Source organism: Candidatus Arthromitus sp. SFB-turkey, from assembly GCF_001655775.1.
In the GTDB taxonomy this organism is placed as follows: Bacteria; Bacillota; Clostridia; order Clostridiales; family Clostridiaceae; genus Dwaynesavagella; species Dwaynesavagella gallinarum.
Window position 1 is genome coordinate 24,987 of sequence record NZ_LXFF01000023.1, and the last position, 14,887, is coordinate 39,873.

Sequence of the window (14,887 nt, forward strand, 5' to 3'; positions counted from 1 at the left end):
AAGCAGTGTTTACTGCCTACATTATTGTCTTTATTATTGTATTTTTTAGGTTAGATAAAATGAAAAATATTAATTTCATATTTATTAGGGAATCAAATTTAATTTTTGGTTTTGAAAATTTGTTTTTATCGTGAGAAAAATGTAAATTTTTACAAATAATAGGTGTTAAATTTGCTTCATTCATGGTTTTATATGAATTTGGTTTGAAAAATTTATCTGGTATTATATTTTGTTCTTTGTGTTCAAACTGAAAATATTTTTCACTTTCATATTTTTTAGGTATGTTAGGAAAACATGAAAATATTTTTGAAGGAAGTAGGGTATCATTATAAAAATTATTGGATTTTTGTTTATCTAATTGTGTTAAATAAATTTGATATGAAATTAAATCTTGAGCATTTAAAATTTCATTCATTTCAAAATTTGGGTTAGAGAAAAAATCTTCAAGTTCCCATATATATTCAGACATTAAATTATTTGCTTGATTAAAATTACATTGTTTATTTAACAAATAGGATTTTAAATGTGAAAATGTTTTGTAGAGTGAAATTTTGTCATACGTTCCTATGGATGAAATGGAGTTTTTCTGCGAAAAGTATTCTATAATATTAAATAGTAAATTTAAAAATTCATCACTGATTTGTGGTTTTACGTCTATATATAGCTGAAAAGCATTAAGAAGTTCAACTAATTTTTTAGGTTTACATTCTAGAATGTTTTCTTTAAAATCTATAAACATTTTTTCAATTTCACATGAAAAATTAAGAAAAGGTATTTTATATGGGCTTGTGTCTTTAAGCATATTTGAACACTTTAAAAAAGCGATCATCAAATATGCTTGAGATGAAAAATCAAAAGAATTATCTGTAGATTCAAAGGAAATAGTGTTATTTTCCTTTTTTTGTTTTTTATCTCCTTTAACGTTTTTATTTACAAATAAACCAAGTTCATTTCTAAAATTGTTAATGTAGTAATTTAATTGACATTTTACACTTGATACATAAAACTTAACGATTTCTTTTCGCTTCTTTTCATCTTTAATAATTTTTTGGTAGTATTCTGCAAGAGTTAAAATTGAAAGGGACATATAGGCGTTACTTAATATGTTAATCTTTTTTTTGATTTTATCTTCTTTCCAATGGAATATGTGATTTTCTGGTTTTATTTTTGGTTTTGCTTTTTTATAAACGTAGATTAAAGGATATATATTTTTTGTTCCTACAAGATCAGAATTTGAAGGCTTGTCCTTAAACTCTTTTCCATTTATTATTTCCCCGCATTTAGAATTTAGAAAAATTTGTTTTAAACTTTCTTTACCAAAATTAAATAGTTGATATTCAACTATTGGGGAGTTAAGAGAGCTTAATTTTAAAAATTTTCCTAAATGGTTTTGTTCCATAAAAAAATCACCTCATTAGTATATTATGAGGTGAAAAAATTATTATTTCTTAATATAACGAAATATAATGAGGTTTAATTTGAATTATTTTTGTTTATTGAATTAGATAGAGTTTTACTCATAGTATGATCATATTTGAGTATTATTTATGCTATTTAGTGTAGTTGCTCGTAAAACTCTTCCATCAAAAGTTAAAGCAGATTTAAACACTGCACTTGATGTTTGGATGAGTAGTAACTAAATGTACACCTATTATAGATAGTGGATAATATTTTATAATTTGAAGTTTTATTTAATTTTTTGCATTTCAGATTATTCATTTTCTAAACCTCCTTATTTTTAAGTGTTGATTTCAAGTATTGTTATTTTGTTTGTGAGGTTTAAATCTAATTAATTATTTAAACTTTTTACTGTTTTTAAGAAGCTTTCTTAGTATTATTTTTTAAACATCTTTTTACAGAAGTTTTTTTACGTTTTTTATCATCCTCTAGCTTTGTTGATAAAATACATGGATCAGTTATAGAAACACCTAAATGATTTTTAGTTAAATTAGAAGTAGCAAAATTATAGCTAAGGCGTGCTCTGAAAAGTCTACGAACTTTAACAACTGCCGATGTTTTTAGAGGAATTAAAAGTAGTCCAAATACAAGCGCAACCAGGAGAGAAAAAAACTTATAAATTGAAGTCATACTAAATTTTTTACGTTTCAAATTATTCATTTTCTAAAACCTCCTTATAAATGTTGATTGCAAAACTATTTTTTGATAAAAGAAGCTTTACTTTTATTTAATTAAGTAAGTTTTAATTGAATTTAAAGTAAAGTTGTTGTTTTATTTGTTTTAATTTTTGTATAATTAGTTATTTTGGTGTTCAATTATATGAAAAATCTATTTTATAGACTAATTGTAAACAAACTATTTCTAAAATGCAAATAATTTTAATAAAATTTCGTATTTTTTAAGTGTTTTATTTTTAAGAAATTTAGAATATGGTGTGTTATAATTGTTTTGAGGTGAGTTTTGGTGAAAAAAGGAAAAATTGATTTGAATAATTTGAATGAAGTAATTAAAACATATACAGGGGTGCAAAAAAAACAAACTTTGTTAAGCTCAAGTATTGGGGAAGATTCTTGTTTAATAGATTTGAAGTCTTTTGATGACGATATTATGTTAATTTCTTCTGATCCTATAACTTTTACATCAAAAAATATTGGGAAATTGTCTGTTATTATAAATACTAACGATATATACGCAAGTGGTGGATTAGGATATGGAATAATTTTAAATGTATTTATCCCGCCTAATAAAACTATTGATGATTTTAAAAATTTAATGGAAGAAATTCATAAAGAATGTATTTTTCATAATCTCCAAATTTTAGGTGGACACACTGAGGTAACAGATGTGGTAAATGATATTGTTGTTTCTGTTACTATAATTGGAACTAGTAAGAAAAAGTATGTTGTAAAGACAAGCTCATCTAACAAAGGAGATTTAATATTTTTAACCAAAACTCTTGGAATAGAAGGAACAGTTGTACTTTTTGATGAATTTAGATGCGAACTTGAAAAAATTTTAACAAGTAATGAAATAGAAGAAATTGAAAAATTTAGAGATAAAATTTCTATAAGAAAAGAGTGTGAAATTCTAAGAAGTTTAAAAATATCTTCGATGCACGATATAACAGAAGGTGGATTAATTGGAGCACTTTTTGAAATGAGTATGTCTTCCAAAAATGGATTTAGAATTTTTAAACACAATGTAATTATACATAGTGTTACAAAAAAGATTTGTGATTATTTAAAGAAAGATATATATCATTTGATTTCATCTGGAAATTTATTATTTACTTGTGAACCAAAATATGAAAATCTTATTAAAACAGCTTTTTCAAATGAAAATATGGAGTGTTTTTTAATTGGAGAAGTTATAGAAGGTGGAAAGTATATAATAAATGAAGATTTTGATAAAGAAATTCCATTAAATATATCGGATTCATTTTTTGATTAGGAGGAAAAATCAAATATGAAATTAATTATTGCAAGTAATAATCAAAACAAAGTTAATGAGATAAAAGATATATGTAGAGATTTAAATTATGAAATTGTTTCTCTTAAAGATGAAGGAATTTTTATAGATATAATTGAAGATGGAAGTACAATTGAAGAAAATTCGTTTAAAAAGGCAAATGAAATTTATAAATATATATCTAAAAGAGGAGATAAAAATTTTTTAGTACTTAGTGATGATAGTGGACTTATGGTAGATTATTTAAATGGAGAACCTGGAGTTTTGAGTGCAAGATTTTCAGGAGAAAATTCTAGTGATGAAAAAAATAGTGAAAAAGTTTTGAAACTTTTAGATGGAGTAAATTATTCTAAAAGGGGAGCAAAATTTTTAACAGTTTTAACTTTGATTGATGATAATGGAAAGAAAAATCAATTTCATGGAGATATTTACGGTAAAATATTGGAAGAAAAAAGAGGAGAAAATGGTTTTGGATATGATTCTATATTTTATATAGAAGAAATACAAAAAACTTTTGCGGAACTTTCAAAAGATGAAAAAAACTTGATTTCACATAGATATAAAGCTTTAATGAAATTAAGAGAATATTTTAAGACTAACATGTAAATAATAAATTTTATTATAAAATTAAAAAAAATATTGACAAGATAATTAAAGTGTTATATTATTAAATACGTTGAGGGCAACGGCATTTAATTTGTAGTTGTTGTTTGTGGTAAATCGGGGTGTGGCGCAGATGGGAGCGCGCGTGCTTTGGGAGCATGAGGTCGCAGGTTCGAGCCCTGTCACCCCGACCACTTGCGGGTATCGTATATCGGTAATACTCCAGCCTTCCAAGCTGGCAAGGTGGGTTCGATTCCCACTACCCGCTCCAAATTTTAGATGTCTTGTGGTGAATGTAGTTCAGTTGGTAGAGCGCCAGATTGTGGTTCTGGTTGTCGTGGGTTCGAGTCCCATCATTCACCCCATATCAATTATAGGGATATAGCCAAGTTGGTAAGGCAACGGACTTTGACTCCGTCATGCGTAGGTTCGAGTCCTGCTATCCCTGCCAATATGGTTCGTTAGCTCAGGTGGTAGAGCACATGACTTTTAATCATGGTGTCCGGGGTTCGAGTCCCCGACGAATCACCAAATGCAGGTGTGGCGGAATTGGCAGACGCACTAGACTTAGGATCTAGCGCCTTAGGGCGTGGGGGTTCGACTCCCTTCACCTGCACCATACAATGATAAAATGTGCGGGAGTAACTCAGTTGGTAGAGTGCCACCTTGCCAAGGTGGATGTCGCGAGTTCGAGCCTCGTCTTCCGCTCCAACTATGCGGGTATCGTATATCGGTAATACTCCAGCCTTCCAAGCTGGCAAGGTGGGTTCGATTCCCACTACCCGCTCCATATGTGTCTTTAGCTCAGCTGGATAGAGCAACGGCCTTCTAAGCCGTAGGTCAGGAGTTCGAATCTCTTAAGACACGCCATATTTGTTATTTAGAAACGATACGAAGTATCGTTTCTTTTTTTGTTTACTTGCTAAATGATATAAGAAATTATATAATAATAGTTATTGATAATATAATAATATTTGATTGTGAGAAGGAGAGGGTTAAATGACTATTGGTTTAATCGGATTAGGGAGAATGGGATTTAATTTAGCGCTGAATATGAAGGATAATGGACATAAAGTTATTTGCTTTAATAGATCTAAAGATAAAGTTGAGCAAGCTATAAAAGAAGGATTAGAAGGAGTCTTTTCTATTGAAGATTTAGTAAATAAATTGGAATCAAGAAAAGTTATTTGGCTTATGCTTCCAGCTGGTGAGATTATTGATACAATGATTAAAACACTTGTGCCTTTATTAAATAAAGGAGACATTATAATTGATGGAGGAAACTCTAATTATAAAGATACTTTAAGAAGATATGAAGAATTAAAATTACAAGGTATAGATTTTGTTGATATTGGAACAAGTGGTGGTATAGATGGAGCTAGAAATGGAGCTTGCACTATGATTGGTGCTGAAGATTCAGTATTTGCATACATAGAAGAGTTAGTAAGAGATATAAGTGTTGAAAATGGATATTTACACTGTGGAAAAAATGGATCAGGGCATTTTGTAAAAATGGTTCATAATGGTATTGAATATGGAATGATGGCAGCAATTGGAGAAGGATTTGAAATATTAGAGAAAAGTAGATTTGATTTTGATTTTGAGAAGATTGCTAGAGTTTGGAATAATGGTTCTGTTGTACGTAGTTGGCTTATGGAACTTGCAGAGAATGCTTTTAAGAAAGATTCTAATTTAGATAAGATAAAAGGCGTTATGTATTCTTCAGGTGAAGGACTTTGGACAGTCCAAGAAGCTTTAGAATTAAAAGTTCCAGCAACGGTAATAACTGAATCTTTAATGATGAGATATAGAAGTGAGCAAGAAGACACTTTTACAGGAAAAGTTGTTGCAGCGCTTAGAAATGAATTTGGAGGACACGCAGTAAAAGAGAATAAATAAATTTTGAAATAAGTTTGGAGGTAATATGAAAGAATTGAAAATTGTTGAACCAAATATTTTTGTAATATTTGGTGCTACTGGAGATTTAACTTATAGAAAGTTAATGCCAGCAGTTTATAATTTATACATTCAAGATCTTCTTCCGAAAAATTTTTCTATAGTTTGTATTGGACGTAGAGAATTTTCCCAAGAAGATTATAGTGGAAATGTTAAAAATTCTATAAAAGAATTTTCTAAAAATACTTTTGATGAAGAAAAATGGAAAGAATTTTCCCTTATATTCGAGTATTTAAAATTAGATTTTGTTAAAGATGATACGTATGCTTCTCTTAAAGATTTAATTAATAACTTATGTAATAAATACGGTTGTTCTGAAAATATAATGTACTACATGGCTGTTTCTCCTGAGTATTTTTCAGTTATAGCTGACAAACTTAATAAAAATGGTTTAGTTCGTAAGGATAAAGGAATTAAAAGAATAATAATTGAGAAACCTTTTGGTGAAAATTTAAAATCTGCAAGAGAACTTAATAAAAAAATAACTGAGATTTTTACGGAGAAAGATATTTATAGAATTGATCATTATCTTGGTAAAGAAATGATTCAAAATATAATGGCCATTAGATTTGCAAACCCTATACTTGAATCTATTTGGAATCATAGATACATTGATAATATTCAAATAACAAGTAATGAATCTTTAGGGGTATTATCAAGAGGTCAGTATTATGAAAAATCAGGTGCTCTTAAAGATATGTTACAAAATCATATGCTTCAGTTATTGACTCTTATTGCTATGGAACCTCCAACATCGTTAGATACTGAAAGCATTAGAGATGAAAAAGTTAAGGTATTAAGAGCGATTCCCAAAGTTGATGAGGAATTTGTTTTAAATAATATTGTTAGAGCTCAATATTTAGAAGATAAAGAGGGGACTTTAAAGGCTTATAGGGATGAAGAAAATGTTTCGAAAGATTCTAATGTTGAGACATTTGTAGCACTTAAGTGTTTTATAAATAACTATAGATGGACAGGAGTTCCTTTTTATATAAGAACAGGTAAAAGATTAAGAAAGAAAATAACTGAGGTTATAATTGAGTTTAAAAATGCTCCATTTGTTTTATATAATGGAGAAAATAATATTCAACCTAATTTACTTGTTATAAGAATTCACCCAGATGAAAGAATATTTTTAAATTTAAATGTGAAAAAACAAGGGAATGAAAATGAAATTATTCCTATTCAAATGGATTTTTGTCAAAATTGTCATTCTATAGTTTCAGCTGAAGCTTATGAAAAATTAATGTATGATGCAATAAGAGGAGATTCAACATTATTTACACGATGGGATGAAACAGAGTTTTCTTGGAAGTTTGTAGAGAAGATATTGGATATATGGAAAAATAAAGATATTCCATTGTATACATATACCTCTTTAACAGATGGTCCTAAGGAAATGGATGGGCTTTTAGATAGAAAAAATATGAAATGGTGGGATTTTTAAAAATGAAAATACATGATATTTCAACTTTAATTCATCCAGATATGATTGTTTATAAAAATAAAATTGATAAAAAGCCTGTAATTACAGTTGTAAGTGATTATTCTAAAGGAACAAGTTATGAAAGTAGAGCTCTTTTAGATATGCATGTTGGAACTCATATGGATGCACCGCTGCACATGGTTGAAGGTGGAGATACTATAGATAATCAGGATTTATATAAATGTGTAACTGATTGTAAGGTTTTTGATTTGGCTCATGTTGAAGAGAAAATAGAAATGAGTCATATACAAGGCTTTAGTATTGAGGAAGATGATTTTATAATTTTTAAAACTAGAAATTCATTTGCTAAGGAATTTGATTTTAAATTTGTATTTATTTCAACAGAAGTTGCAGAGTTTTTAGCTAGCAAAAAAATTAAAGGTGTTGGAATAGATGCATTAAGTGTTGAAAGAGATCAACCTAATCATGAAACACATGAAGCTTTTTTGAAAAATAATATTGCTGTTCTTGAGGGATTAAATTTAAAAGATATAAACGAAGGGAAATATTTTTTAGTTGCACTTCCTTTAAAAATTAAAGGTGCAGAGGGAGCACCTTCAAGGGCAATTCTTATAGAAAAGTAATGTTTTAAAAGGATATAAATTTTATATCCTTTTTTTGTTGGCAAAAATTACACATTAATAAATTAAATTTAAAAAAGTTTTATTGAACATAATAAAAATAAGCAGATTTTATAATTTATAAAAATTTGGAGTTATAAGATTATGTTTGATAAATTAAAATGTTTATTTAGTTTTAATTGGTTTTATATAGTCTTGTTTTTAGTGTTGAGTATTTTTAGTTTTGGAGATGAAATAACTGTAGGAAGAGAAACTATAAAAATGATCATTAAAGATAAACAAGATTTTAGTCAAAAATCTCAGTATGTAAATTCTAAAAATAATAAATTTAATTTTATTGATATAGATAAAATTTCATCTAATGATGATATGGTAATTTATACAGGTGAAATTGAGTACATATTTTTTCATCCTCTTATTTTAGATAGTCAAAATGGGTTTGATATTAGAAAAAACAATAATAGAAAATTGTATAACTTATTTATAACTACTGATGAATTTAAAAAATGTTTGGAAAAGCTTTATGAAAATGACTATATGCTTGTAGATATTTTTGATGTTTATAAGGAAGTATACAAAGAGGGAAAATTTAAAATTCAAAGGCAGGATTTAAAGATACCAAAGGGTAAGAAACCATTTATACTTTTTGTTGATGATTTAAGTTATAATAGGTACATGTTAAACTCTACATCTTCAAAATTAGTATTAGATGAAAGTGATTTTAAAATAAAAAGTTTAAATGTAGAAGATGGGAAAGAAGTTTTAAGTGATGATAAGGAAATAATACCAATTTTAAATAAATTTATTGAGGAACATGAGGATTTTTCTTTAAATAATGCTAAGGGAGTAATATCTTTGACGGGTTCTGAAGGTGTTTTTGGATACAATACGGGGAAATATGCTAGAAGAAATGAAAAAAACGTTGAAACATTAAGAAGACTTTCAAAAGATATTTTTGATGCTAAGAAGGTAGCGGATAAATTAAAAGAAGATGGCTGGAAATTTGCATGTCATACTTATGACCATATAAATTTTAAAAATGTTACGATGGATTATATAAAAAATGACATAGAGAACTGGTTTAAATATGTTTCAAATATTGTTGGAACAACCAATATATTTGTTTATCCTTATGATAATTCTATAAATGAAGGTGATGAAAGATTTAAATATTTAAATTCAAATGGGTTTAATATTTTTTGTTCTTCAGATAAGGGAATAAATAGAGATTCATTTACATTAAAAGATCATGTGAATATTCATAGAGACTTAATTTGTTACGAAACAATAAAATCTAATAAGAAAAATTTTTATAAAATATTTGAAGATGTAATAAATAAAGATACTAGAAAAATTAAGAAAAAAATTTAATTTATTAAAGGGATGCGTTTATGAGTAAAATTGTAGAATTTAAAAATGTTGGTAAGAAGTATAAAGTTGGGGAAGTTTGTATTAATGCTTTGGAGAATGTTAATTTTTCTATTGATGAAGGAGAATTTGTAGTAATTCTTGGAGCTAGTGGAGCAGGGAAGACCACAATTTTAAATATTTTAGGTGGAATGGATTCAGCATCTTGTGGAGAAGTTTTAGTTAATGGAAACTGCATTACTAAATTTAATAAAAAACAGTTAACTAAATACAGAAGGGAAGAGATAGGATTTGTTTTTCAATTTTATAATTTAATTCCTAATTTAACTGCTTTAGAAAATGTAGAGTTTGCAACAAGTGTATGTAAGGATTTTTTAAATGCAAAAGAAATGCTTGAGAAAGTTGGTTTATCTGAACGTATAAATAATTTTCCGACACAGTTATCAGGGGGAGAACAGCAGAGAGTTGCAATAGCTCGTGCAATAGCAAAAAATCCATTACTTTTATTATGTGATGAACCTACTGGAGCATTAGATTATGAAACTGGAAAGAAAGTTTTAAAACTTTTGTATGAGATAAATCAAAACTTTAATAAAACTGTTGCCTTGATTACTCACAATTCGCTTATAGCACCTATGGCTGATAAAGTTATACATGTTAAAAATGGTACTATTGATAATATTGAAATTAATACAAATAAAATCCCAGTTGAGGAGATTGAGTGGTAAATGAAGACGTTGTTATTGAAATTATTAAGAGATATTAAAACATCCATTGGTGGATTTATTTCTATAATATTTGTTATTGGAATTGGGTCGGCTTTTTTTTCAGGACTTTTAAACTCAGTAAATTCAGTTGATAATTTAATAAATAATTATTATGAACAACAAAATTTTATGGATTATATAGCTTATTTTAAAGGTGTTAGTGAAGAAGAAATTTTAAAATATAGAGATAATGAAAATATAGAACAATTGGAGTTAAGACATTCATTTGATGTTGTATTTAATATTAACAATAAGGATACTGACTTAAGAATACATACCCTTACTGAAAATGTTAATAAGCCTTATTTGTATGAAGGAAAATTTCCAGAACTTAATGAAATAATTTTAGACAAAACATATATGGAACTTAATAATTTAAAAATCGGAGATACAATCAATTTTAAATATAATTCTTTTGATTTTGAATTAAGAATTTCTGGTATTATGGATTCACCTGAGTACGTTTATAAGGTTAAAGATACATTTTCTGGAAATGTAGATTTTGATGGATTTGGTATTGGATACATAAAAGAAGAAACTTTGAAAAATAAGTTTGATGAAATAAATTCACCTTTTGTTTATACAGATGTGATTATTAAATCTAAAAATAGTTTAGATGGATTGAATTTGTTTGAAGATATAAATTCGTTTGTTAGAATGATTGATAGAGAAGATCACATTAGTTTCAAATCTTTTGAAGGCGCACTTAGTCAAATTGAAAAAGTTGTTGTAATATTTCCAATAATATTTTTCTTAGTTGCAGGTATTATAACATTTATTTCAATGTCTAAAACAGTTGAAAATCAAAGAACTCAAATTGGAATTATGGGAGCATTAGGATTTTCAAATTTTAGAATTTATTTTAATTATGTTATGTATTCGTTTATAGGAGGTTTTATAGGTGCGATTTTAGGAGGAATAATCGGAATTTATACCATACCTGAAAGTATTTCAGGTACTTTCTCTGCACAATATGTTTTTCCAATAACTCCTTTAAAGCTTTATCCTGAGTTTATAATTTATGGAATAATTATTTCAATTTTATTTTCTATCACTGCAACTATAATTTCTTGTTATAAAACTTTAAGAGAAGTTCCAGCCAACACTTTAAAACCGAAACCACCTAAAAAGTCAAGTCATATTTTTATTGATAAGTTTTTCATTTGGAATAAGATGTCATTTACCTATAAAATTATACTGAGAAATATTTTTTACAATAAGATGAGGTTAATTTTAAGTTCAATAGGTGTAATTGGAAGTATAGCATTTTTAATTACAGGATTTTCTTTAAAGGCATCTGTTGAAGAACTTTTAGATTATGAAACTAGAACAAGAAAATATGATTTTGAAATAAGAACTGTTAATTATGTAAATGAGGAAGAAATAAAAAATTACAGTGAGAATATAAACATAGTTAATTTAAGCACTACTATTTTAGGGAAATTTTATGAAAACAATAATGATAAAATTGATATTCCTGTTGTTGTTGTTAAAAGTGATAATAATTTAATTTCTATTGAAAATACAAATGATGAAATTATAAAATTCAATGATAATAGTGTTGTGATTCCTCATAAATTTGTTGAAGATTATGAGCTTAAAATTGGAGATAAAATAACTTTAGAATTTGATATTGGAGATGAAATAAAAAATATTGATGTTTTTATAACAGATATTGGAAATATGTATTCCACTCAAATGATATATGTTTCAGAGAATATTTTAAAAAATAATGGAATGGATATTTCCTTTAATTCGGCTTTTGTAAAAGTTAAAGAGGGAGTTTCAATAGATGATTTAATAACTGAGTTAAAAGAGAATGAAAATATTGATGGAATAACTTTAGTTGGAGATATACGAGAGTTTGCTAAAAATATTATAAGTATGATAAATTCGGTTATTATGATTATAATTATTGGATCTGCAATTTTATCTATTTCTGTAATTTATAACATAACATCTATAAATATTTTTGAAAGAGTTCGTGAGATTTCAACTTTACTAGTTTTGGGTTATTATGATAATGAAATAAATAAACTTATTTTTATTGAAAATATAGTTTTAACTATTTTTGGAGGAATCTTGGGAATTCCTTGCGGTATTGTTTTGTTTGATTATATGCAATCACTTATTTCTGAAAGAGGAGCGAATTTACCTCAATTTATTTCAGCAGAAAGTATTATTATTTCGTTTATAATGATATTAATTTTTTCAATGGTAACAAATTTATTTTTGAAACGAAAAGTTTTAAAAATTAACATGATAGAAGCACTTAAAGGTGTGGAATAAAATTTAGGTTTGAGAGATTATCTCAAACCTTTTTGTTTTAAAAAAGTTTAACATATTCTAAAAAAATAAAATACAATATGTATTATTAATAAATTAAGGTGAATTTATTTGCAAAAAGGTTATTTAGTTTTTGAATTGAAAAAAGATAATGGAGCTACGCCTGTGTGTGATGCACAAGTGAAAATAATTAACATAGATGGTCGTGAAGTTAATCTATTATTACATGTGAATGAGGATGGAAAAACTAATGAAGTTGAAATATATACAAAAGATTCTAATTTAACCTTTGATAAATCAAATAGAGAGACTCCATACACAAAAGTTGATGCGGAAGTTAGATTTGAAAACGATAAAATAATTTCTATTGATGGTATTCAGGTTTATTCAAACGTAACATCAATTCAAGAAGTTAAACTTGATAATAGAGAAAATAATTTTAGAGTTAGTAAAGATAAAAAAGGCAAATCTAAAAAAGAACATATTCACTTGAAAAATGAATCTCCTTGTATATTTCAAAATGATGAAAATAAATCAAAAGATATTTTAAATGAAGATGATAAGGGCATAAAGCCAATTGTGAAAATGGATAAGGTATGTATACCTGAATTTATAACTATTCATATTGGTGAATTAAATGAAAATGGTGAAATAATTACAGTTCCATTTATTGATTATATAAAAAATGTTTCTTGTTCATGTGTATATCCTACATGGAAAGAAGAAGCAATAAGAGCAAATGTTTATGCCATAGTTTCTTTTGCTTTAAGTAGAATTTATACAGATTGGTATAAAAGCAAAGGCTATGGATTTGAGATTACAAGTAGTAAAAAAAATGATCAAATGTACGTTAGAGGAAGAAATTTATTTAGAAACGTTTGTGATATTGTTGATGAAATTTTTGATATGTGTATAAAAATTAAAGGGTTTAATCAACCTTTTCTTTCTAGATGTTATAATTTGACAAATCAAGATAGAGTATTGTCAAGATGGGGAAGTTTAGATTTAGCAGAAGATGGACTTGATGCTTTAGAAATTTTGAAAAAATACTATGGAAATAATATTGAAATTGTTAATGTTCCAAATATTCAAGGGATTATAAAAAAATATCCTCAAAAGGAATTGTCAAAAGGTTCTACTGGTGAGGATGTTAAATTTATACAAAAGGCATTAAATAGTATTGGTAAAAAATATACAGGTATTACAAAAATTCCTGAGGAAGATGGTATCTTTGGAGATTACACTGAAAAAGCTGTTAGAGATTTTCAGAGAATTTTTAATTTAGATAAAGATGGTATAGTAGGACCTAAAACTTGGAATAAAATTTCTTTAATGTATGCTTTAACAAAGAAAGTATTTGGAAATGGTAATAGTAATGATGTTGAAGAGATAAATTATAATTCACTTCCTTTAAAATTAGGTAATAAGGGTGAAGATGTAAAAAATCTTCAAAAATCTTTAAATTATATACTTGGTCATTATAAATTTTTTGATAAATTAAAAGAAGATGGTTATTTTGGAGAAAAAACTAAGGAAGCTGTTGAAGAATTTCAAAAAATATTTGGTTTAGTTGTTGATGGTATTGTTGGTAAAAATACTCTTGAAAGAATTGAATATGTCGAAAGAAATATAAATGCTCTTCAGGATTTTATTAATAAACAGTTGAAAGTTAATTATAATGCAAATGATCAAAAAGTTAAAAGTGAAAATGTACAAAATCAAAGTAGATTAATTTTAAGTGAAAAAGAGATTTTAGTACCTATAAAAATGGGAGATGTTGGAGAAAACGTAAAACAGTTACAAGTTGAATTAAATAATTTATCAAAATATTATGGATTTTTAGGAAAAATTACAGAGGATGGAATGTTTGGACCTAAAACTCAAGATGTTGTTATTAAATTTCAGAAGAAATTTGGTTTACCAGTTGATGGTATATTTGGAGAAGAAAGTTTAAAAAAATTAATTGTATTAAACAAAGCTTTAGAGGAATTAAAACTTGATGATAGTATGTGTAAAGTTGAGCAAAAAAGTAATGTTACACGAACAGAAATTGAACTTAACAAGAAGGATTTTAAATCCGAATATTCTATGGAATATCCAAATTTTGATTTAGAATTTGGTTGTACATGTGGTTATATTACCCTTGTTCAGAAGTATATAAACGCTATTAAGAAAAGCGGTGAGAATTATTTTTCAAGTAAAATTGAGTTGTTAGAAGATGGAAAATTTGGACAAAATACACTTATGCATATTAAAGAATTTCAAAGAAAATTTAATTGTGATGAAAGTAACAAAATTGATAAGTGTACTTGGAATAAGCTTGTTATGGAATATGAAAAAATTTATAGTAAATAGTTAAATTTTAAAGATTTTCTTGCATTATTATTTAATGTTTAGAAAATCTTTTTTTATAA

11 protein-coding genes and 9 tRNA genes are annotated in these 14,887 nt (G+C 26.6%); 18 read left to right on the forward strand and 2 right to left on the reverse strand.

Going from position 1 to position 14,887, the window contains the following annotated elements; all coding sequences use genetic code 11:
• Positions 1–16 precede the first annotated feature (16 nt).
• Complete coding sequence (locus tag A6P36_RS04275) at positions 17–1,399, reverse strand: hypothetical protein (protein ID WP_066761344.1); 1,383 nt, start codon at positions 1,397–1,399, stop codon at positions 17–19.
• 416 nt (positions 1,400–1,815) lie between these two features.
• Positions 1,816–2,118 (reverse strand): hypothetical protein, encoded by a 303-nt coding sequence (locus A6P36_RS04280; protein WP_066761346.1) that lies wholly within the window; start codon positions 2,116–2,118, stop codon positions 1,816–1,818.
• 303 nt (positions 2,119–2,421) lie between these two features.
• Here A6P36_RS04280 and A6P36_RS04285 point away from each other — a divergent pair, with 303 nt between their 5' ends.
• The 18 genes from A6P36_RS04285 (at position 2,422) to A6P36_RS04370 (ending at position 14,828) form a co-directional block, all read left to right on the forward strand.
• Entirely contained in the window at positions 2,422–3,408 is a 987-nt protein-coding gene (locus A6P36_RS04285; RefSeq protein WP_066761347.1) for an AIR synthase-related protein, read from the forward strand.
• Between the two features lie 15 nt (positions 3,409–3,423).
• The gene (rdgB, locus tag A6P36_RS04290; RefSeq protein ID WP_066761348.1) at positions 3,424–4,032 is read left to right on the forward strand and encodes an RdgB/HAM1 family non-canonical purine NTP pyrophosphatase; all 609 of its coding nucleotides are present in this window, start codon (positions 3,424–3,426) and stop codon (positions 4,030–4,032) included.
• Positions 4,033–4,147: 115 nt separating this feature from the next.
• Positions 4,148–4,223: transfer RNA gene (locus tag A6P36_RS04295), tRNA-Pro, on the forward strand.
• Between the two features lie 3 nt (positions 4,224–4,226).
• Positions 4,227–4,300 (forward strand) — tRNA-Gly (locus A6P36_RS04300).
• 18 nt (positions 4,301–4,318) lie between these two features.
• Positions 4,319–4,394 (forward strand) — tRNA-His (locus A6P36_RS04305).
• A gap of 10 nt (positions 4,395–4,404) precedes the next feature.
• Positions 4,405–4,480 (forward strand) — tRNA-Gln (locus tag A6P36_RS04310).
• 4 nt (positions 4,481–4,484) lie between these two features.
• Positions 4,485–4,560: transfer RNA gene (locus A6P36_RS04315), tRNA-Lys, on the forward strand.
• A gap of 3 nt (positions 4,561–4,563) precedes the next feature.
• Positions 4,564–4,648 (forward strand) — tRNA-Leu (locus tag A6P36_RS04320).
• A 16-nt stretch (positions 4,649–4,664) separates the two neighbouring features.
• Positions 4,665–4,740 (forward strand) — tRNA-Gly (locus tag A6P36_RS04325).
• A 5-nt stretch (positions 4,741–4,745) separates the two neighbouring features.
• Positions 4,746–4,819 (forward strand) — tRNA-Gly (locus A6P36_RS04330).
• Between the two features lie 3 nt (positions 4,820–4,822).
• A tRNA-Arg gene (locus A6P36_RS04335) sits at positions 4,823–4,899 on the forward strand.
• A 129-nt stretch (positions 4,900–5,028) separates the two neighbouring features.
• Positions 5,029–5,928, forward strand: a complete 900-nt coding sequence (gnd, locus tag A6P36_RS04340; protein WP_066761349.1) for a phosphogluconate dehydrogenase (NAD(+)-dependent, decarboxylating) — start codon at positions 5,029–5,031, stop codon at positions 5,926–5,928.
• Positions 5,929–5,953: 25 nt separating this feature from the next.
• On the forward strand, positions 5,954–7,432 hold the full coding sequence (zwf, locus tag A6P36_RS04345) for a glucose-6-phosphate dehydrogenase (protein ID WP_066761350.1): 1,479 nt from the start codon (positions 5,954–5,956) through the stop codon (positions 7,430–7,432).
• Between the two features lie 2 nt (positions 7,433–7,434).
• Entirely contained in the window at positions 7,435–8,055 is a 621-nt protein-coding gene (locus A6P36_RS04350) for a cyclase family protein (RefSeq protein WP_066761352.1), read from the forward strand.
• A 141-nt stretch (positions 8,056–8,196) separates the two neighbouring features.
• A complete protein-coding gene (locus tag A6P36_RS04355) occupies positions 8,197–9,423 on the forward strand; it encodes a polysaccharide deacetylase family protein (RefSeq protein WP_066761354.1) in 1,227 nt (408 codons plus the stop codon).
• 20 nt (positions 9,424–9,443) lie between these two features.
• The gene (locus tag A6P36_RS04360) at positions 9,444–10,148 is read left to right on the forward strand and encodes an ABC transporter ATP-binding protein (RefSeq protein WP_066761355.1); all 705 of its coding nucleotides are present in this window, start codon (positions 9,444–9,446) and stop codon (positions 10,146–10,148) included.
• A complete protein-coding gene (locus A6P36_RS04365) occupies positions 10,149–12,476 on the forward strand; it encodes an ABC transporter permease (protein ID WP_066761356.1) in 2,328 nt (775 codons plus the stop codon).
• 108 nt (positions 12,477–12,584) lie between these two features.
• A complete protein-coding gene (locus A6P36_RS04370) occupies positions 12,585–14,828 on the forward strand; it encodes a peptidoglycan-binding domain-containing protein (protein WP_066761358.1) in 2,244 nt (747 codons plus the stop codon).
• Positions 14,829–14,887 lie beyond the last annotated feature (59 nt).